We start from the raw sequence: 19,734 nt of genomic DNA on the forward strand, positions 1-19,734 counted from the left end.
ATTTATGAAATGGCAAAAGAAGTAATTAGCCGTCGAATTAAAAAGACAGGAATAAATGATGAAAAGCACATTCACAATGATAACGCTGGCGCTTGCTGCGCTGACGGTCAGTTCCACCGTCGCGGCAAAAACGCTGGTGTATTGCTCCGAAGGATCGCCGGAAAATTTCAATCCTCAGCTCTATACGTCGGGGACCAGCGTGGACGCCAGCGCCGTACCGGTTTATAACCGTCTGGTCGATTTCAAACCGGGCACTACCGAACTGGTGCCGAGCCTGGCGGAAAGCTGGGAGGTGAGCGAGGATGGTAAGGTCTACACCTTCCACCTGCGCAAAGGGGTGAAATTCCACAGTAATAAACTGTTCACGCCGACGCGCGACTTCAACGCGGATGACGTGATTTTCTCGTTTATGCGCCAGAAGGATGTGAATCATCCCTACCATAACGTCTCCAACGGCAGTTATTCCAACTTCGAAAGTCTGGAGTTCGGCAGCCTGATTACCGCCATTGATAAGGTTGACGATCGCACCGTGCGCTTCACCCTGGCGCACCCGGAAGCGCCGTTTGTTGCCGATCTGGCGTGGTATTTTGCCTCCATCCTGTCGGCGGAGTATGCCGATGCCATGCTGAAAGCGGGCACGCCTGAAAAGGTTGATATGCAGCCGATTGGCACCGGGCCGTTTAAACTGGCGCAATATCAGAAGGATTCCCGCATCCTCTTTACCGCCTTCCCGGACTACTGGCAGGGAAAATCGAAGCTGGATCGACTGGTGTTCACCATCACGCCGGACGCCTCGGTGCGTTTTGCCAAAGTCGAGAAGAATGAGTGCCAGGTGATGCCGTTCCCAAACCCGGCGGATCTGCCGCGTATGAAGGCTAACAAAGACATCAACCTGATGAGCAAGGCCGGTCTGAATACCGGTTTCCTGGCATTTAACACGCAAAAGCCGCCGCTGGATAACGTAAAAGTGCGCCAGGCGCTGGCGATGGCGATTAACAAACCGGCCATCATTGAGGCGGTCTTCCACGGCACCGGCACGGCGGCGAAAAACCTGCTGCCGCCTGGCGTCTGGAGTGCCGACAGCGAGCTGAAAGACTACGATTACGATCCAGAAAAAGCGAAAACGCTGTTAAAGGAGGCGGGATTTGCCAACGGCGTAAGCATCGATCTGTGGGCTATGCCCGTGCAGCGGCCGTATAACCCGAACGCGAAGCGTATGGCTGAAATGATCCAGGCGGACTGGGCGAAAGTAGGCGTGCAGACCAAAATCGTGACCTACGAATGGGGCGAATACCTGAAGCGCGTGAAGGGCGGGGAGCATCAGGCTGCGCTGATGGGCTGGACAACGGCGACGGGCGATCCGGATAACTTCTTCGGACCACTGTTTACCTGTACGTCCGCCAACGGCGGGTCGAACTCGGCCAAATGGTGCTATAAGCCGTTTGATAACCTGATTGCCGAAGCAAAATCGATAACCGATCGCGAAAAACGCGTGGCGCTGTACAAGCAGGCGCAGCAGATGATGCACGATCAAATGCCGGCGGTTATGATTGCCCACTCGACCATTTTTGAGCCAGTCAGAAAAGAGGTCACGGGCTATGAAATCGATCCCTTCGGCAAACATCTGTTCTGGCAGGTAGATATAAAACAGTAATATTTTTCTGCCCGGATCCGTCCGGGCACTATTTTTACAATTTGTGCCTTCCCCGTCATTTTTTGCCACAACATTTCCCTCTGTTTTTTGTTATAACTTCAAGTGCATACTTGCAGATAACTCGGAACTCCATCATGCGTACTTCCACTTTTTTTAAAGTTGCAGTGCTTTCTGGCCTGTTGGCCCTTTCTGGCTGTGCGTCAAAAGTCGCAGCCCCCGATCAATATTCAGGCTTTTTAAAAGATTACTCTGACTTGCAGGAGATGACATCAGCAACCGGGAAACCAACCTTGCGTTGGGTCGATCCTTCCTATGATCCGGCGAACTACGACAGTATTATCTGGACCCCGATAACCTATTATCCGACACCAAAGCCAACCACACAGCTTGGGCAAAAAACGCTTGATGAATTGTTGAGTTACACCAATAACACATTAAAAAACGCGATTGGCCAGCGTAAGCCAATTGTGACGACGCCGGGCAAACATAGCCTGATCTTCCGCGGCGCCATCACGGGTGTGAGCTCAGAGAAAGAAGGTTTGCAGTTCTATGAAGTGGTGCCCGTCGCGCTGCTGGTTGCGGGTACGCAGATGGCAACTGGCCATCGCACCATGGATACGCATCTTTTCTTTGAAGGTGAGCTGATTGATGCCGCCACGAACAAACCGGTAGTTAAAGTTGTTCGTAAAGGTGAAGGTAAAGAGCTTGCCAACGAGAACACGCCGTTGGGATTCGCCACACTGAAACAGGTTGTGGATGATATGGCGACCGATGCCACCATGTTTGATGTCCATCAGACAGCAAAATAATAAAAAACGGCCTGCATTTACGCAGGCCGTTATTTTATGCCGTCAGCAGGCGGCGGAACCAGGTTTCCGGTTTCGTAAACATCACCATATTTCCCCCCAATATCAACAGCAGGCCGACGATCCCGTTGATATGCCACACGTAACCCTCGTACACCGTTGAAATCGACAGCGCCACCAGCGGGAACAGCAGGGTGCTGTACGCGGCCTTACCGGGACCAATGCGGCCTACCAGCGTAAAGTAGGCGCCGAAGGCAATCACCGAGCCAAACAGCGCAAGATAGAGCAGCGCCCCCATATAGCTCACCGTCCATTCCGGCATAAAGCTATCGCCCCTGAAGAGAGCGATAAGGCCCATCACGACGGTGCCATACAGCATCGCCCAGGCATTGGTGGTCATGGTTTCCAGCCCGTTTCGCTGATGACGCATGCTGATCATATTCCCCAGCGAGAAGCCGTAGGTGCCGAGGGCGGAAAGCCCGATGCCCGTAAGCAATGACGCGCTCCAGCCGCTGGCGAGCAGATCGTTCCAGAACAGGGTAATGATCCCGATAAGCCCCAGCGCTGCCGCCGTCCAGAAGCGCGCGGGTGGACGCTGGCCGAAGAAGATAAAGCTGTTGATGGCGTTATACAGTACGGCCATCGAGAAAATCACCGACTCAAGGCCGGTATTGATATGGGCGGCGGCGGTGTAAAAGCACCAGAAGTTGAAACAGAAAACGCAGCAACCTTGAAGCATGCAATAGAGATGATCCCGCAGCGCCAGCCTGCGCAGGCGACGAAGGGCGACCAGGACGATCATCATCGTGGCGCTGGCCACGGCGAAGCGCCAGAAAATGGAGACCGGCGCTGCAACCGGCCCCTGTTGTAAAAAAATGGCGATCCAGGTCGTGCCCCAGATAACAACAACCAGCCCATAGAGTAATGCGTTCATGGTGTCTCTCTTCTCATACCGCGAAAAACAACAGTGTGGCGAAAGAAGGGGGCCCCGGCTTTCATCGCCTTGCGCCGGACTTGCAAATTCTTGCGCTTTTTTCTCGCACAATGGCTGGTAACAGGCTGCAACACTTCTTAGACTGACAGTCTGATTAATCACCTGTTTACGGCCATGTCTCTCGTTTACGACACCTTTGAAACGTTACGCCAAAAAAATGCAGTGCTGCGGGAAACCGTCGCGCTCAATACTGGCATTCAACTGGCGGCGTGGTACAACAAGCACGACACGATCACCGTGAAAAGCAACCATCACACCCTTAGCCTGTACGTGGCGGATGGCTATGAAAGCTATCAAAAAACGCCGGGTGGCTGGAAAAATGGCGGTGGGCCGGACCGTTTTTGTCTGATGCCGGAAGAGAGCGAATCCACATGGGATATTCGTGATGACCTGTCGTTCGTGCACCTCTACTGCACCGATGAACACCTGCGGGACGTGGGGGAGAAAATCTGGGATAAACGACCGCTATCGCTGACGCTGGAGGAAAAAATCTTCGGCAGCGATCCGAAAATCACCGCCCTTTATCGCCAGTTTTTGCTCGGCTGCGACTGGCAGCAAAACGCCAATCAGCTCACCCTGAGCACTGCGTCGACCTTATTACTGACGCATTTGGTCCAGCACTATTCCAGCGTCCAGTGGAAGTTACCGGTGGTCACCGGCGGGCTATCGCCGTTTGTGCTGCGCAACGTGCTGGCCTTTATCGAGGAAAATCTGGCGCAACCCTTAACGCTGGCGGAACTGGCGGGCCAGGCCGCACTCAGTGAGTATCACTTTGCGCGGATGTTCCGCCAGTCGATGGGGCTGGCGCCGCATCAGTACGTCATGCAGCGCCGCATGGAGAAGGCCAAAGCGCTGATTCAGCACACGACCACGCCGCTCACCGACATCGCGCTTGCCTGCGGATTTAACTCCGCCAGCCATTTCAGTAACCGTTTTCGCAGCATGACCGGCATCACGCCGTCACAGCTACGCGCGGCGAAGGCGTGAGAAGACAGCGTAACAGATCCCACCCAGCACCAGCCCCCAGAAAGCGGAGCCAATTCCCAGGAGCGTGACGCCGCTGGCGGTCATCAGGAAGGTGACGATCGCCGCGTCGCGCTCTGCTTCATGATTCAGTGCCTGATACAAACTCCCGCTGATAGTGCCGAGCAGGGCCAGCCCGGCCAGCGTCTGGATGCCGCTCAGCGGCAGGGCGGCCATCAGCCCCGAAATCGACCCGCCGAACACCCCCGCCAGCAGATAAAACCCACCTGCGGCCGCCGCTGCCAGCCAGCGTTTACTGGCATCCGGGTGGGCGTCCGGGCTCTGGCAGATGGCGGCGGTGATGGCGGCGATGCAGATGGAATAGACGCCGAAGGGGGACAACAGCAGCGCCAGCCCGCCGGTGGCAACGATCAGCGGTGAGACCGCCAGCGGATAGCCCGATGCCTGCATGGTGGCGAAGCCGGGCGCATTCTGCGACGCCATGGTCACCAGGAAGAAGGGTAAGCCGATGCTGATCAGGCTGGTGAAGGTGAACGCAGGGGCAATGAATTCCGGCATGATCACCGATAACGTCATTTTACTCGTGACAACGTCACCTCCAGCCCAGGCCACGAACACCCCCACCAGCAGCGTGGCGACAATGGCATACCGGGGCGCCACGGCTTTAGCCACCAGCCAGGCGGCCAGCATACTGCCGCAAAGAAGCACGTGTCCCTCAAGATTGCTGAATGCCTTCAGGCCAAACTGTAACAGCACGCCTGCCAGCATAGCGGCGGCAAGCGAGTGCGGGATCAGTTTCATCAACCGGGCAAACAGGCCAGTGACGCCGCACAGCAGAATCAGCGCATTCGCAAATATAAATACCCCTATGGTTTCCGCCAGCGTCACGCCTTGCAGGCTGGTGGCGAGCAGCGCCGCGCCAGGAGTCGACCAGGCGGTCAGCACCGGGGCTTTATACCACCACGACAATGCAAGCGTGCTGATCCCCATCCCGAGCCCCAGCGCGGTCATCCATCCGGCGATTTGCTGTGTACTGGCGCCCGCCGCCGCAGCCGCCTGCCAGATAATGGCGGCAGAGCTGGCGTAGCCCACCAGAACGGCAACAAAACCGGCCAGCACGGCAGGAAAGAGAGAGGCAGTCGATCGCATGTGAACTCCGTTGTGCGTTATAACGTCCGGGATAAGGTATCACTGTGCGCTATAGCGTACAAGTGGTATGCTTTGCTGCAACGGGAGGAACCATGGATATCACTCAACATCTGGCAACCACACTGAAAGCGCTGCGTCAGGCGCGGGGCTGGAGCCTGTCGAAACTGGCGGAAGAGACGGGCGTGTCGAAAGCGATGCTTGGGCAAATCGAACGCAATGAGTCCAGCCCGACGGTCTCAACCTTGTGGAAAATTGCTACCGGGCTGAACGTACCTTTTTCGGCGTTTATCACTCCAGAGAGCGAACCGCAGGCGGTGTTCGATCCGCAGCAGCAGGCGATGGTGGTGAAACCGCTTTTCCCCTGGGATGAACAGCTTAAGTTCGACCATTTCTCCATCACCCTGTCGCCCGGCGCGCTGAGTGAGTCCACGCCGCACGAAGCCGGGGTGATTGAACACGTGGTGGTGATAAGCGGTGAGCTGGATATGCATATCGACGGTGTCTGGCGCACTCTATACGCTGATTCAGGCGTGCGTTTTGCCGGCGATAAACCGCACGCGTACCGCAACAGCAGCACCCGGACGGTGCATTTTCACTCTCTGATCCATTATCCCCGCTAAAGCGTCGCAAAACGGTTTCACTGGCACAGACTTCTGACTACAATAGCCGCCATTTTGACCATAACGGATAACGACGAAGTATGCGCCTGCACCCCCATCATCTTGAACTGCTAAGCCCGGCCCGCGACGCCGCCATTGCCCGTGAAGCCATTCTTCACGGTGCGGATGCCGTCTACATTGGCGGCCCAGGCTTCGGTGCCCGTCATAACGCCAGCAATAGCCTGCGCGACATTGCCGAACTGGTACCGTTCGCCCACCGTTTCGGGGCGAAGGTGTTCGTGACCCTGAACACCATTCTTCATGATGATGAGCTGGAGCCCGCGCAGCGTCTTATTACCGATCTCTACCAGACCGGCGTTGACGCTCTGATCGTTCAGGATATGGGTGTTCTGGAACTGGATATCCCGCCAATTGAGCTGCACGCCAGCACCCAGTGCGATATCCGCACCGTTGAGAAGGCGAAGTTTCTTTCAGACGTCGGGTTTACGCAGATTGTTCTGGCGCGCGAGCTGAACCTTAACCAGATCCGCGATATCCACCAGACCACCGACGCGACCATTGAATTCTTTATCCACGGTGCGCTTTGCGTGGCCTATTCCGGGCAGTGTAATATCTCTCACGCCCAGACGGGGCGCAGCGCTAACCGCGGCGACTGCTCTCAGGCCTGCCGTCTGCCGTATACCCTGAAAGACGATCAGGGCCGCGTGGTGGCATTCGAAAAACACCTGCTGTCGATGAAAGATAACGATCAGACGGCAAACCTCGGCGCGCTGATCGATGCCGGCGTACGCTCCTTCAAAATTGAAGGCCGCTACAAGGACATGAGCTACGTGAAAAATATCACCGCCCATTATCGTCAGATGCTGGATGCCATCATCGAGGATCGCGGTGACCTGGCGCGCGCGTCCGCCGGTCGTACAGAGCATTTCTTTATTCCGTCGACGGACAAAACTTTCCACCGCGGCAGTACGGATTATTTCGTTAATGCGCGCAAAGGGGATATTGGCGCGTTCGATTCACCGAAGTTTATTGGTCTGCCGGTGGGTGAAGTGCTGAAAGTGGCGAAGGATCATCTTGACGTTCAGGTTACAGAGCCGCTGGCGAACGGCGATGGCCTCAACGTGCTGATCAAACGTGAAGTGGTTGGTTTTCGCGCCAATACGGTGGAGAAAACCGGCGAAAATCGTTATCGCGTCTGGCCGAACGAAATGCCTGCCGACCTTTACAAAGCCCGCCCGAATGCGGCGCTGAACCGTAACCTGGATCACAACTGGCAGCAGGCCTTGCTCAAGACCTCCAGCGAGCGTCGCATTGCGGTGGATATCGCGCTGGGTGGCTGGGAAGAGCAGCTGATCCTGACCATGACCTGCGAAGACGGCATCAGCGTGACGCATACGCTCGATGGCCTGTTCGAGGTGGCGAACAATGCGGAGAAAGCGCTTAGCAACCTCAAGGATGGCGTAGCGAAGCTCGGGCAGACCATTTATTATGCGCGCAATATTGAGGTGAATCTGCCGGATGCGCTGTTCGTGCCGAACAGCCTGCTGAACCAGTTCCGCCGTGAAACGGCTGAGATGCTGGATGAAGCACGCCTGGCAAACTATCCGCGCGGCAGTCGTAAGGCCGAAGCGGTGCCTGCGCCGGTCTACCCGGACACGCATCTCTCTTTCCTTGCGAACGTTTACAACCACAAAGCGCGTGCGTTTTACCATCGTCACGGCGTGCAACTGATTGACGCCGCGTATGAAGCGCATGAAGAGAAGGGCGATGTGCCGGTGATGATCACCAAACACTGCCTGCGGTTTGCCTTTAACCTTTGTCCGAAACAGGCGAAAGGGAATATTAAAAGCTGGAAAGCGACGCCGATGCAGCTGGTGAATGGCGATGAAGTACTGACGCTGAAGTTTGACTGCCGTCCGTGTGAAATGCACGTTATCGGCAAGATGAAGAATCACATCTTCAAAATGCCGTCTCCGGGCAGCATTGTGGCCTCCGTCAGCCCTGACGATTTGATGAAGACCCTGCCGAAGCGTAAAGGCAGCTAACCCGCAGAGTGGGTATCCGGTTTGCGCGATTTCTGCCAGGCATGGTGCTCGCGCAACCCCTCCGCAGACTCCTCTGCTGCGCTGCGTAACTCGTCGCTGTCAGCTTCATGACGAAGCTGATGGTCGGCGTTTTTCACATACACAAATTCATGCCCTTTGTGCTCTGCCATAATCTGCCCCGACAACAGTGCACTAATCAGCAGCAGTAGCGAAAAGCCTTTTCTGAACATCTTTTACCCCCGAAAATACGCTACGGTCATCGTAGAGATAATTTCATAGAGTAATTATTCGACTCTTTAAATTTGAGAAAATAGACTGTCAAAAATTGTGGTCGCCATAAAACTCACTTAAGACTATTCTTAAAAGCAATATCGTCGTTGTAAACTCCCATTTCTGGTATGCAAAGAGAAGCTAGATTTATTGGGAAATCATTTACAATAAGATTTTTCTGGCTAAGGATTGGATCGAATAAATGAAAAAAATAATCGTGCTATCACTTCTGGGCGTAGTGGTTGCGGTGGGTGCTGCGGCCAGCATCTATTCAAATGAAGAACCAGAATATATTCAGTCAGCAAAAAGCCGTGTCGGATCGTATTTAACCAGCGATTACGGACGTGTCGAATGTAATAGCACCCAGGTAAGTGAAGATCGCTGGGAGCTGGGCTGTACCAATAAGGCGAGGGGCAAAACCTTCCAGTTCGCTGTTTACCCATCCGAGCAGGCGCCGTATGGGGTCTCTCGTGCGTTTTATCTCGAAGCGATTAATGATGATGCCCGCCAGAGTGCAGAGCAGGGGCTGATGCGTTATCTGCAAATTAATACCAAAGCGGGTTAATCGATTCGTTTATGCTTCGTTGAGGCTCACAGTGGTAGATTGCAGGTGATCCACATCCCGGTATGGAATACCGGAGCGTAGATACCAAAATACAAATCTATCCATGCAAGCATTTACCGCCAGATTATGGCGGTTTTTTTTTGCCCGTTTATCGTACTGGTAAAAATTGTTTGCGATATTGCGCGGGTGAAAGCGCAAATTGCTGCCGGAAATGGTGGCGCAGCGTGGCGCTTTGTCCAAATCCGGTTTGTTCCGCAATATTGTCGATGCTGAGCCGACTGTTTTCGAGATAATCTTTTGCCCGCTGCAATCGCGCAGTCAATAACCAGCGCGCGGGCGTTGTTCCGGTCGCGTCCTGGAAACGGCGCAGAAAGGTGCGCTGACTCATACCCACCCGCAGGGCCAGCGATTCGACGGTATGGGAAACAGCCAGATGCTGGTGAAGATAATCAAACAACTGGCCCAGGCGCTGGCTCTCCCGCAACTGAGCCACCGGTCGGCTAAGCTGCTGGGTTTGCGAGCCGTCCCGATGGGGCGGGATCACCAGCCGACGCGCCACGCGGTTTGCCACTTCCATACCATAATTCCGGCGCACCACGTGCAGGCACAGATCAATCCCCGCGGCGCTTCCGGCGGAAGTGAGAATGTCGCCTTCGTCCTGGTAGAGCACATCTTCGACCACGGTAATGGCGGGATAGCGTGTTTTCAGCGCTTGCGTGTAGCGCCAGTGGGTGGTTGCCTTCCGCCCGTCAAGCAGGCCTGAGGCTGCCAGAACGAAAACGCCAGAACAGATCGAGAGTAGCTGGCAGCCGCGGGCATGCGCCGCGCGGAGCGCCTGGCAGAGCGCTTCCGGTACGGGTTCGTCCAGCCCTCGCCAGCCAGGAACGACAACCAGATCCGCCGTCTCCAGCAGACCCAGATCGCCATCGGCCAGAATACGGATCCCGCCCGTTGCCCGGAGTTCGCCATCATCCACGCTCGCCACGGCAAACTGATACCAGTCATCGCCCATCTCCGGGCGCGGCAAGCCAAAGATTTCTACCGCCACGCCAAACTCAAAGGTACATAAACCGTCATATGCCAGCACGACCGCGCGCGGCGAGGGATGTCTTAAGTTTGTCATCTTTTTGCTGTTTTCTGGCATAGGCGGACGCATTCATTGGCTGAATTAAGGGATAGAGTAGTGTTAACACAAACACCACAAATGAGGAAGATTCATGAGCTATGTTACTGAATTTCCGGCTGCTGAGCCGCAGGAAGCTGTGGGACATTTTCTGCGTCGTCTGAGTGTCGAGACGGACTGCGCCGATGTCCATCACGCGGTATCCAGCGGTGAGCAGGACTTTGTTCTGCTGCACGTTGTCGGAAAGCCTGAACATTTTGCCCGGCGGCATCTGCCCGGCGCGCTGCATTTACCCTGGAGCCAGATCACCGCAGAGCGGATGAAAGCGTGGCCGGAGGGCACGCTGTTTGTCGTCTATTGTGCAGGCCCGCACTGCAACGGGGCGGACAGGGCGGCCCTAAAGCTGGCGCGTCTGGGTCTGCCGGTTAAGATTATGCTCGGGGGCATGACCGGCTGGGAAGATGAGCGGTTCGCGTTTGCAGGATCTTCATCACCCGCTCTGTGAACATGAATTTATTTCAACACAGATGAAATTTTCTCGTTTGTCGGCGGCGAGCCGGTATGACATCTTTTCAGGACGTTTAGACATCCAGAAGTCTAAAAATTCAAGAGATGAATTATCACTGTGGGCAATTAACGCCGACAGACAGAGGAGATTTCCATGCAGCGACACCATGCTCCGTACCGCGCCGATGTAGTCGGCAGTTTTTTACGCCCGGATGCCATTAAACAGGCCCGTCTGCAATTTGCCAGCGGTGAAATCGATGCCGGGCAGCTTCGCGCGGTTGAGGACGAGGCCATTCGTCATGTTGTCGAGCAGCAGTGCGCCTGCGGTCTGCATGTGGTAACGGACGGTGAATTCCGCCGCGCCTGGTGGCACTTTGACTTCTTTGACGGGCTACAGGGCGTGGAGCGTTATGATTCCCAGCAGGGCATTCAGTTCAACGGGGTGCAGACTAAAGCCCATGGCGTGCGCGTAACGGGCAAACTGGGCTTCGGCGATCATCCTATGCTGGAAGATTTCCGCTACCTCAAAAGCATTAGCGGTAATGCACAGCCGAAGATGACCATTCCAAGCCCGAGCGTGCTGCACTTCCGCGGTGGCCGCAAGGATATTGATGCTACGGTCTACCCGGATCTGAAGGATTACTTTGACGATCTGGCGACCACCTGGCGCGATGCCATTCGGGCCTTTTACGATGCAGGCTGCCGCTATCTGCAGCTGGATGACACCGTCTGGGCCTATCTTTGTTCGGAGGACCAGCGCCGCCAGATCCGCGAGCGCGGTGACGATGCAGACGAACTTGCCCGGACCTATGCCCGGGTGCTGAATAAGGCGCTGGAGGGCAAACCGGACGATCTGACCGTCGGGCTGCACGTCTGCCGCGGCAACTTCCGCTCAACCTGGATTTCCGAGGGCGGCTATGAGCCGGTGGCGGAGGTGCTGTTCGGCACGGTGAACGTCGACGCGTTCTTCCTGGAGTACGACAACGACCGTAGCGGGGACTTCGCGCCACTGCGTTTTGTGCGCCCGGGTAAACAGCAGGTGGTTCTGGGGCTGATCACCACCAAACACGGTGAACTGGAGAACCCGGAAGGGGTGAAAGCGCGTCTGGAAGAGGCTGCGCGCTACGTGGCGAAAGAGCAGATTTGCCTCAGCCCGCAGTGCGGATTTGCTTCTACGGAAGAGGGTAACAGCCTGAGCGAAGCCCAACAGTGGGATAAAGTTCGCCTGGTAACGCAAATCGCCAGCGACGTCTGGTAACGCCGTTTACAGCGCTGCATTATTACAGTGCAGCGCTGTACCATTCTGAGTCGTTTCCCGTCACTCCTCTCTTCGATCCCTTTAAAATCCTGTCTCTGCAACCTGGCACTGTTTTTGCTCTCCTGAAACTGGCGTTACTTTTTTCTGCGTCCGGCGGTAACGGACGTCTTCGCACAGCTTTCTTTTCAGGAGTGAAAATATGCACCGTCGTACCTTTATTAAAGCGTTCACCTTGTCCGCCTCCGTCATCGCCATGGGAATGAGCTTTGGCGTCCAGGCCGCAGAGACCATTAAAGTCGGGATTATGCACTCTCTCTCCGGTACGATGGCCATTTCAGAAACGCCCCTGAAAGATGTCGCCCTGATGACCATCGATGAAATCAATGCTAAAGGCGGCGTGCTCGGGAAAAAGCTGGAGCCGGTGGTGGTTGACCCGGCATCCAACTGGCCGCTGTTTGCCGAAAAGGCCCGCCAGCTTCTGAGCCAGGATAAGGTCGCCGTGGTGTTTGGCTGCTGGACCTCCGTATCGCGTAAATCGGTTCTGCCGGTTTTTGAGGAGCTGAACGGTTTGCTGTTCTATCCGGTGCAGTATGAAGGTGAAGAGATGTCACCTAACGTCTTCTATACCGGCGCGGCGCCTAACCAGCAGGCGATCCCGGCGGTGGAGTACCTGATGAGCGAGGACGGCGGCAGCGCGAAGCGATTCTTCCTGCTGGGTACGGACTACGTTTACCCGCGCACTACGAACAAGATCCTGCGCGCCTTCCTGCACTCGAAAGGCGTTGAAGATAAAGATATTGAAGAGGTCTACACCCCATTTGGTCATAGCGATTACCAGACCATTGTCGCCAGTATCAAAAAGTTCTCCACGGGCGGCAAAGCGGCGGTGGTCTCCACTATCAACGGTGATTCCAACGTGCCTTTCTATAAAGAACTGGCGAACCAGGGGCTGAAAGCCACGGACGTGCCGGTGGTGGCGTTCTCGGTGGGTGAGGAAGAACTGCGCGGCATTGATACCAAACCGCTGGTGGGTAACCTGGCGGCGTGGAATTACTTTGAATCCGTCGACAACCCGACCAACCAGACCTTTGTCGCGGCTTACAAAGCCTACGCGAAAGCCCATAAGCTGCCGAATGCCGATAACGTGGTCACCAACGATCCGATGGAAGCGACTTACGTTGGCCTGCATATGTGGGCGCAGGCGGTTGAAAAAGCGGGAACAACCGACGTGGACAAAGTGCGCGCGGCAATGGCGGGCCAGTCGTTCAACGCGCCGTCTGGCTTTACGCTGACCATGGACGCCACCAACCACCACCTGCATAAGCCCGTCATGATTGGTGAAATTGAAGGCAACGGCCAGTTCAACGTCGTCTGGCAAACCGAACAGCCGGTACGCGCTCAGCCGTGGAGCCCGTTTATCGCCGGGAATGACAAAAAGCCTGACCAGCCGATGAAAACCGCCAGCAACTAAGCCACCACCAGGGAGAGACGTCATGAACGCCATACGCATGATGATTGCGATTGTGTGGCTTACCGGACTGCTGCCAGGGATGGCGCAGGCATCGGATGCCGATGATTTCGTTGCCGCTAGCCGCAGCCAGCAAACCGCCATGCTGATCCGCTGGGCAGCCACGCCGGAACCTGCACGTTTGCCGCTGCTTAAGGCGCTGCAACAGGAGAACCTTTATACCGACAGCCAGAAGAAGGCATTTACCCGCATCGACGGCGAAATGGTTGCCCTGGGCGCGGCAAAAAGCGCTGAAGGCACGACCAAAGCCGTGCGGCTGACCAACCGACTGCGCGTGTTAACCGTCACGGCGCTGGCGACGCATCAGCTTGTCAGTGACAGTGTCACAGAAAGGCGTCATGCCGCGCGGCAACTTCAGCGTGACGCCCAGCCGGATATGCTCGGCTTTCTGCAACAGCGGGCCAGTAGCGAAACGGACGACGTCACCCGACAGTCGCTGATGCTGGCGCTGGCAAACCTCCAGTTGACGAGCCCACAGGCTGAAGTACGGCTCAAGGCTGTTGAGCTGTTAGGACAGTCTGACGATCCGGACGTGCAGGCCACGCTGACGCCGTTCACCCAAACGCAAACCGAGCCGGACGCACGGGTACGTGCCGCCGCCGCTGAGAGCCTGGAGCGTATTCAGCACCGGCTGATGTGGGGCGAACTGCTGGGGCAGGCCTTCATGGGCCTGTCGTTGGGGTCGGTACTCTTGCTGGCCGCGCTCGGGCTGGCTATCACCTATGGTCTGCTGGGGGTGATTAACATGGCTCACGGTGAAATGCTGATGCTCGGGGCGTATGCCACCTGGATGGTGCAGCAGGTAATGGCGCAGTGGATGCCTCAGTGGCTGGCGCTTTATCCGGTGGTGGCGCTGCCGGTGGCGTTTTGCCTGACCGCAGGCATCGGAATGGTGCTGGAGCGCACGGTGATACGCCATCTTTATGGCCGCCCGCTGGAAACCCTGCTCGCCACCTGGGGGATAAGCCTGATGCTTATCCAGCTGGTCCGCATGACCTTTGGCGCTCAGAACCTTGAGGTCGCTAACCCGGCATGGCTGTCCGGCGGGGTGCAGGTTTTCGCCAACCTGACGCTGCCCTGGAACCGTATTGTGGTGCTCGGCTTTGTGCTGCTGGTGCTGTTCTTCACCTGGCTCATTCTGAACAAAACGCGTCTGGGTCTCAACGTGCGGGCGGTGACGCAAAACCGCAGCATGGCGGCCTGCTGCGGCGTTCCCACCGGACGGGTAGATATGCTGGCATTTGGCCTCGGGTCCGGCATTGCCGGGTTGGGCGGCGTGGCGTTATCCCAGCTGGGGAACGTGGGGCCGGAGCTGGGCCAGGGATACATCATCGATTCGTTCCTGGTGGTGGTGCTCGGCGGCGTCGGCCAGCTGGCCGGTAGCGTCGCGGCGGCCTTTGGTCTGGGGATCTTCAATAAAATTCTTGAACCGCAGATGGGCGCCGTGCTGGGCAAGATCCTGATTCTGGTGGCGATCATTCTGTTTATCCAGAAACGTCCGCAGGGGTTATTCGCACTTAAAGGGAGGGTGACAGACTGATGAGCCAGCCATTGACCTTAACTCTGGCGCGCAGGGCACCGCGCACCGCGCAAATCTTCGGCAGTCTGCTGGTTGCGGCGCTGCTGGTGCTGCCTTTTCTCGCGCTGTTACCCGCCACCCATCCGCTGGCCGTTTCGACGTGGATGTTGACGCTTATCGGCAAGATCCTCTGCTACGCAATTGTCGCCGTGGCCCTCGATCTGGTCTGGGGCTATGCCGGTATGCTCTCGCTGGGGCACGGCATATTCTTCGCCCTGGGCGGCTATGCGATGGGCATGTACCTGATGCGCCAGGCGGCCGGGGACGGGCTGCCCGCGTTTATGTCGTTTCTCTCGTGGAGCGAACTGCCCTGGTTCTGGTGGGGAACGCAGCATTTTGCCTGGGCGCTGGTGTTAATCGTGACGATCCCCGGCCTGCTGGCGCTGGTCTTCGGCTGGTTTGCTTTCTGCTCGAAGATAAAAGGGGTCTATTTTTCCATCATGACCCAGGCGCTGACCTATGCGGGCATGCTGCTGTTCTTTCGCAACGAAACCGGTTTTGGCGGCAATAACGGCTTTACCGGCTTTACCACGCTGCTCGGGTTTTCCGTTACGGCGACTACCACGCGGATCGCGCTGTTTCTCGCAACGGTCATGCTGCTGCTTCTGGCCCTGGGCACAGGCTACGCGCTGGCGAAGAGTAAATTTGGTCGCATTTTAACGGCGGTGCGCGATGCGGAAAACCGTCTGACGTTCTGCGGCTACGATCCGCGCGGCTTCAAGCTGCTGGTCTGGACGCTTTCCGCCGTACTGTGTGGTCTGGCGGGCGCGCTGTACGTTCCGCAGGTGGGTATTATCAACCCGGGTGAAATGTCGCCGACCAACTCGATTGAAGCGGCCATCTGGGTGGCGTTGGGCGGGCGCGGCACCCTGGTAGGCCCGGTGATTGGTGCGGCACTGGTCAATGGTGCGAAGAGCTTTTTCACCGTGGCGATGCCGGAGTACTGGCAACTGTTTCTTGGGCTGATTTTCATCGCCGTGACGCTCTTTTTACCGCGCGGCGTGTTCGGTCTGTTTCGTAAGGGAGAGAATTAATGCAGCCCTCTGAAGGACTCTTTACCCGCCAGCTACCGGGCGATCGTTACCGTGAGCAGACCGATCCGGTGTTACAGCTCGAGGCCATTAACGTCAGTTTCGATGGTTTTCAGGCGTTGACCGATCTCTCACTTAATATCGGCATTGGAGAATTGCGCTGCATCATTGGCCCTAACGGCGCCGGTAAAACTACGCTGATGGACGTGATCACCGGCAAAACCCGGCCAAAAAGCGGGAAGGCTATTTACGATCAGTCCATCGATCTGACAGCCCTTGAACCGGCGGCCATTGCCCGTCAGGGCATTGGCCGTAAGTTCCAGAAACCGACCGTGTTTGAAGCGCTGACCGTAGGGGAAAACCTCGAAATCGCCATGAAAGCCGACAGGTCCGTCTGGGCGAGCCTGCGGGCTACGCTAAGCGGCGAGCAGCGCGACCGCATTGACGAGATGTTGGTTTTGCTACGGCTTGGCAGCGAGCGCGATCGCCGCGCCGGGCTGCTTTCCCACGGGCAGAAGCAGTTTCTGGAGATCGGCATGCTGCTGGTGCAGGATCCGCATCTGTTGCTGCTGGACGAACCCGCCGCCGGTATGACCGACGCAGAGACGGAATACACAGCCGAGCTGTTCCGAACTCTGGCAGGCAAGCATTCGCTGATGGTGGTTGAGCACGATATGGGCTTCGTCGAGACCATCGCCGACCACGTCACGGTGCTGCATCAGGGGCGCGTACTGGCCGAAGGCTCGCTTCGCGAGGTACAGGCCAATGAGCAGGTGATTGACGTCTATCTGGGACGCTAAGGAGAGGGGATGTTACAGGTTAACGAGCTGAATCAGTACTACGGCGGAAGTCATATTCTGCGCGGGGTGAGCTTTGAGGCGGTGGTCGGGGAAGTTACCTGCCTGCTGGGGCGCAACGGGGTAGGGAAAACCACACTGCTGAGGTGCCTGATGGGGCTGATCCCGGTGAAAGCCGGGGAGGTGGTCTGGCAGGGAAAGACCATCACTCACAGTAAACCGCACCAGCGGGTGCAGTCCGGCGTGGCGTATGTTCCGCAGGGGCGGGAGATTTTTCCGCGTCTGACCGTAGAAGAAAACCTGCTGATGGGACTGTCGCGCTTCTCCGCGGGAAACGCAAGGAGCGTGCCGGAGGAGATTTGGCAGCTTTTCCCGGTGCTGAAGGAGATGAAACACCGTCGCGGAGGCGATCTTTCCGGTGGTCAGCAGCAGCAGCTGGCGATTGGTCGCGCGCTGTCGAGCCGTCCACGGTTACTGATCCTGGATGAACCCACGGAAGGTATACAGCCGTCGGTGATTAAAGAGATTGGGCAGGTGATCCGCAGCCTGGCGAACCGGGGGGATATGGCGATCCTGCTGGTGGAGCAGTTTTATGATTTTGCGGCGGAGCTGGCCGACAGCTATCTGGTGATGTCGCGCGGCAGCATCGTCCAGCAGGGGCGCGGTGAGAACATGGAGCAGGAGGGGGTTCGCGGACTGGTTGCGATCTGAAATGTTATACTATAACATCCTCATTCTTATAACACGGAATGAGGGTTTTGCTGTGGCTGCACAACTTGGAAAAATTGCGCTGACTCTGGGAACGCTGCTGGTAAGCGGCTCGCTTTTTGCCCATTCGCACGGTCATCAGATGACGGAGGCGGAACAGAAGGCGGCAAACGGCGTCTTTGAGGATAAAGACGTCAGGGACAGGACGCTGTCTGACTGGGACGGGACCTGGCAGTCTGTTTACCCGTTCCTGCTTGATGGTTCGCTGGATCCGGTTTTCGAAAAGAAAGCGCAGAAGGGGGAAAAATCCGCTGCCGAGGTGAAAGCCTACTACCGTAAGGGCTACGCGACGGACGTGGACGCCATCGGCATTGAAAACAACGTGATGGAATTCCACAGAGGCAAAACGATGAGCAGCTGCCGCTACGACTACAGCGGCTATAAAATTCTGACCTATGCGTCGGGGAAAAAAGGCGTGCGCTACCTGTTTGAATGTAAGGATAAGGCAAGCCAGGCGCCTAAGTTTGTGCAGTTCAGCGATCATACCATCGGGCCGAAAGCCTCTTCACACTTCCATATCTTTATGGGCAACACCTCCCACGAGGCGCTGCTGAAAGAGATGGATAACTGGCCGACCTACTACCCGAACGAGATGTACAAAGAGCAGGTGGTGGAGGAGATGTTGCACCACTAGGCTGTCGGATTTGCCGGGTTGGGGCTTAGCCTTACCCGGCGTGGGATTAGGGTTTTCCAGGTCGGGTAAGCGCAGCGCCACCCGACACGCTATCTTCACTTTTCACGCGCATCCCGCGCAAAACCATCAGCCATGCCGCAATAATGGCGGCCATCATAATAATAAATAACGACCAGTGCGGCAGATGGGTCAGGATGAGCCCGGTGATCATCGGGTTCGCCGCCGCGCCCAGCCAGCCCAGCGCCTGGGCGGAGAAGTAGCTCGCCTTCATGCCCGGCGGGGCGATATTGTCGATCAGCATGTATTCACCCGGAGCATAAATAATTTCACCCAGGGTGAAAATCGCCGCCGCAATCCCCCAGTAAAGCAGGTTCTCGCCGGAAAGCATAAACCCGCCCAGCCCGAGGATGAAAAAGAGCGTCGCGGCAGTCATTAGCGGGCGGATGTTGCTGGCGGAGATCTTGCGGCCAAGCGCGTATTGCAGGGAGACCACCACCACCGCGTTGACGGGCAACACAACGGCCACCACCTTTTCTGCGAAATCGCTGTCCGCATACGCGGCGAGGACATACTGGGAAATGCAGCTGGCGAACGATCCGCCCACGTAGGACGCCAGCAGGCCGGAGAGCGTGTACCAGAACAGCGCCCGGTCCTTTAGCAGCACCGAGGGCTGCCACGGCGCTTTTTCCTCCACGCTGTCAGACGCTACGCTTTTCTGCACAAAGAAATGGATAAACCCGAGCGGCAGTGCGGCGCAGAAGGCCGCCAGCCAGAACGGCAGTTGCAGGCTGTACATCACCAGTAGAGTGCCAACCGGCGGCCCAATCGTCCAGCCGATGTTCAGGAAACTGTAGTTGAGTGAGAAAACGCGCGCCTTTTCGCTGGAGGTCAGCACGTCGGCAAACCACGCTTTCAGCACCGTTGAGAAGACGGAATAGGCGCAGTTAATCAGGGCAAAGAACAACACCACCAGCGTCACGTTATTCACCAGCGGAATGGCCACAAACCCGGCGATAAAGGCCACGATGGCGACCAGCATATAGCGTTTTTTGTCGAACTTGTCCGCCAGGATGCCAAACCCCAGGCTAAACACCACGCCAATGGTCAACGCCACGGTAAGGGCATAGCCAATATTCTCCACGCTCATATCGTACACGCGTGTGAGATATATGGTCATAAAGGGCAGCGTTGCCCCGCGGCCAATTGTTAATAACAATGACGATGCCAGCAGCGCTGCGGTTGAGCGCCTGATTGATGGTTTCATTTTCCTGCCCGACAAATGCTTATGCTTTTTTTGTTGTGTTATTACAGGATTATCATGGGATCGGCAGCTTGTATAGCACCCAATTTATCCGCAAGTGCTTCTCCTCAGTACCAGAATTAATGATCTTCTCGCGGGGGTATTTTTTCTGTTACCTTGAA

At 56.6% G+C, this 19,734-nt stretch carries 19 protein-coding genes; 14 read left to right on the top strand and 5 right to left on the bottom strand.

What is annotated here, in order from left to right:
• The first annotated feature begins 58 nt into the window (after positions 1 to 58).
• Together ACQG0S_RS10635 and ACQG0S_RS10640 are read left to right on the top strand one after the other, a co-directional pair.
• Positions 59 to 1,654 (top strand): ABC transporter substrate-binding protein, encoded by a 1,596-nt coding sequence (locus ACQG0S_RS10635; protein ID WP_022648085.1) that lies wholly within the window; start codon positions 59 to 61, stop codon positions 1,652 to 1,654.
• Positions 1,655 to 1,788: 134 nt separating this feature from the next.
• Entirely contained in the window at positions 1,789 to 2,463 is a 675-nt protein-coding gene (locus ACQG0S_RS10640) for a DUF3313 domain-containing protein (RefSeq protein ID WP_022648086.1), read from the top strand.
• A gap of 34 nt (positions 2,464 to 2,497) precedes the next feature.
• Here ACQG0S_RS10640 and ACQG0S_RS10645 read toward each other — a convergent pair whose 3' ends face one another.
• Positions 2,498 to 3,394: a DMT family transporter gene (locus tag ACQG0S_RS10645; RefSeq protein ID WP_045308102.1), complete on the bottom strand. Its 897-nt coding sequence runs from the start codon at positions 3,392 to 3,394 to the stop codon at positions 2,498 to 2,500.
• Positions 3,395 to 3,568: 174 nt separating this feature from the next.
• On the opposite strand from ACQG0S_RS10645, the gene ACQG0S_RS10650 reads away from it, so the two are divergent.
• On the top strand, positions 3,569 to 4,441 hold the full coding sequence (locus ACQG0S_RS10650) for a helix-turn-helix domain-containing protein (RefSeq protein WP_022648088.1): 873 nt from the start codon (positions 3,569 to 3,571) through the stop codon (positions 4,439 to 4,441).
• Here ACQG0S_RS10650 and ACQG0S_RS10655 read toward each other — a convergent pair.
• Complete coding sequence (locus ACQG0S_RS10655) at positions 4,421 to 5,587, bottom strand: benzoate/H(+) symporter BenE family transporter (protein ID WP_048966352.1); 1,167 nt, start codon at positions 5,585 to 5,587, stop codon at positions 4,421 to 4,423. The genes ACQG0S_RS10650 and ACQG0S_RS10655 overlap by 21 nt on opposite strands.
• Positions 5,588 to 5,679: 92 nt before the next feature.
• Here ACQG0S_RS10655 and ACQG0S_RS10660 point away from each other — a divergent pair, with 92 nt between their 5' ends.
• Together ACQG0S_RS10660 and ACQG0S_RS10665 are read left to right on the top strand one after the other, a co-directional pair.
• Positions 5,680 to 6,207, top strand: a complete 528-nt coding sequence (locus ACQG0S_RS10660) for a helix-turn-helix domain-containing protein (protein WP_032624275.1) — start codon at positions 5,680 to 5,682, stop codon at positions 6,205 to 6,207.
• Between the two features lie 80 nt (positions 6,208 to 6,287).
• Positions 6,288 to 8,252, top strand: a complete 1,965-nt coding sequence (locus ACQG0S_RS10665; RefSeq protein WP_169441102.1) for a peptidase U32 family protein — start codon at positions 6,288 to 6,290, stop codon at positions 8,250 to 8,252.
• Here the strand turns inward: ACQG0S_RS10665 and ACQG0S_RS10670 are convergent.
• Positions 8,249 to 8,482 carry a DUF2554 family protein gene (locus ACQG0S_RS10670; RefSeq protein WP_063137737.1) on the bottom strand — a complete coding sequence of 78 codons (234 nt, stop codon included), beginning with the start codon at positions 8,480 to 8,482 and terminating at the stop codon, positions 8,249 to 8,251. The two genes, ACQG0S_RS10665 and ACQG0S_RS10670, sit on opposite strands and share 4 nt — an antisense overlap.
• 242 nt (positions 8,483 to 8,724) lie before the next feature.
• Between ACQG0S_RS10670 and ACQG0S_RS10675 the strand changes: the two genes are divergently transcribed.
• Positions 8,725 to 9,087, top strand: a complete 363-nt coding sequence (locus tag ACQG0S_RS10675; RefSeq protein WP_015570547.1) for a hypothetical protein — start codon at positions 8,725 to 8,727, stop codon at positions 9,085 to 9,087.
• Positions 9,088 to 9,235: 148 nt separating this feature from the next.
• Here ACQG0S_RS10675 and ftrA read toward each other — a convergent pair whose 3' ends face one another.
• Complete coding sequence (ftrA, locus tag ACQG0S_RS10680; RefSeq protein ID WP_063137738.1) at positions 9,236 to 10,231, bottom strand: transcriptional regulator FtrA; 996 nt, start codon at positions 10,229 to 10,231, stop codon at positions 9,236 to 9,238.
• 73 nt (positions 10,232 to 10,304) lie between these two features.
• Between ftrA and ACQG0S_RS10685 the strand changes: the two genes are divergently transcribed.
• The 8 genes from ACQG0S_RS10685 (at position 10,305) to zinT (ending at position 18,312) form a co-directional block, all read left to right on the top strand.
• Positions 10,305 to 10,715, top strand: a complete 411-nt coding sequence (locus ACQG0S_RS10685) for a rhodanese-like domain-containing protein (protein ID WP_023300088.1) — start codon at positions 10,305 to 10,307, stop codon at positions 10,713 to 10,715.
• Positions 10,716 to 10,871: 156 nt separating this feature from the next.
• Positions 10,872 to 11,975 (top strand): cobalamin-independent methionine synthase II family protein, encoded by a 1,104-nt coding sequence (locus ACQG0S_RS10690; protein WP_023300089.1) that lies wholly within the window; start codon positions 10,872 to 10,874, stop codon positions 11,973 to 11,975.
• A gap of 199 nt (positions 11,976 to 12,174) precedes the next feature.
• Complete coding sequence (urtA, locus tag ACQG0S_RS10695; protein WP_063137739.1) at positions 12,175 to 13,446, top strand: urea ABC transporter substrate-binding protein; 1,272 nt, start codon at positions 12,175 to 12,177, stop codon at positions 13,444 to 13,446.
• A gap of 22 nt (positions 13,447 to 13,468) precedes the next feature.
• Positions 13,469 to 15,043: an urea ABC transporter permease subunit UrtB gene (gene urtB, locus ACQG0S_RS10700; protein ID WP_063137740.1), complete on the top strand. Its 1,575-nt coding sequence runs from the start codon at positions 13,469 to 13,471 to the stop codon at positions 15,041 to 15,043.
• Positions 15,043 to 16,116, top strand: a complete 1,074-nt coding sequence (gene urtC, locus ACQG0S_RS10705) for an urea ABC transporter permease subunit UrtC (protein ID WP_063137741.1) — start codon at positions 15,043 to 15,045, stop codon at positions 16,114 to 16,116. The genes urtB and urtC overlap by 1 nt, the downstream gene beginning before the upstream one ends.
• Entirely contained in the window at positions 16,116 to 16,913 is a 798-nt protein-coding gene (gene urtD, locus ACQG0S_RS10710; RefSeq protein ID WP_023300093.1) for an urea ABC transporter ATP-binding protein UrtD, read from the top strand. Before urtC ends, urtD begins: the two co-directional genes overlap by 1 nt.
• 9 nt (positions 16,914 to 16,922) lie before the next feature.
• The gene (gene urtE / locus ACQG0S_RS10715; protein WP_063137742.1) at positions 16,923 to 17,621 is read left to right on the top strand and encodes an urea ABC transporter ATP-binding subunit UrtE; all 699 of its coding nucleotides are present in this window, start codon (positions 16,923 to 16,925) and stop codon (positions 17,619 to 17,621) included.
• A gap of 52 nt (positions 17,622 to 17,673) precedes the next feature.
• Positions 17,674 to 18,312: a metal-binding protein ZinT gene (gene zinT, locus ACQG0S_RS10720; RefSeq protein WP_045308192.1), complete on the top strand. Its 639-nt coding sequence runs from the start codon at positions 17,674 to 17,676 to the stop codon at positions 18,310 to 18,312.
• A gap of 46 nt (positions 18,313 to 18,358) precedes the next feature.
• On the opposite strand, the gene ydeE is transcribed toward zinT, so the two are convergent.
• The gene (gene ydeE, locus ACQG0S_RS10725) at positions 18,359 to 19,576 is read right to left on the bottom strand and encodes an efflux MFS transporter YdeE (protein WP_023306188.1); all 1,218 of its coding nucleotides are present in this window, start codon (positions 19,574 to 19,576) and stop codon (positions 18,359 to 18,361) included.
• Positions 19,577 to 19,734 lie beyond the last annotated feature (158 nt).

The sequence above is a fragment of the Enterobacter cloacae complex sp. 418I7 genome, from assembly GCF_050030705.1.
GTDB lineage: Bacteria > Pseudomonadota > Gammaproteobacteria > Enterobacterales > Enterobacteriaceae > Enterobacter > Enterobacter intestinihominis.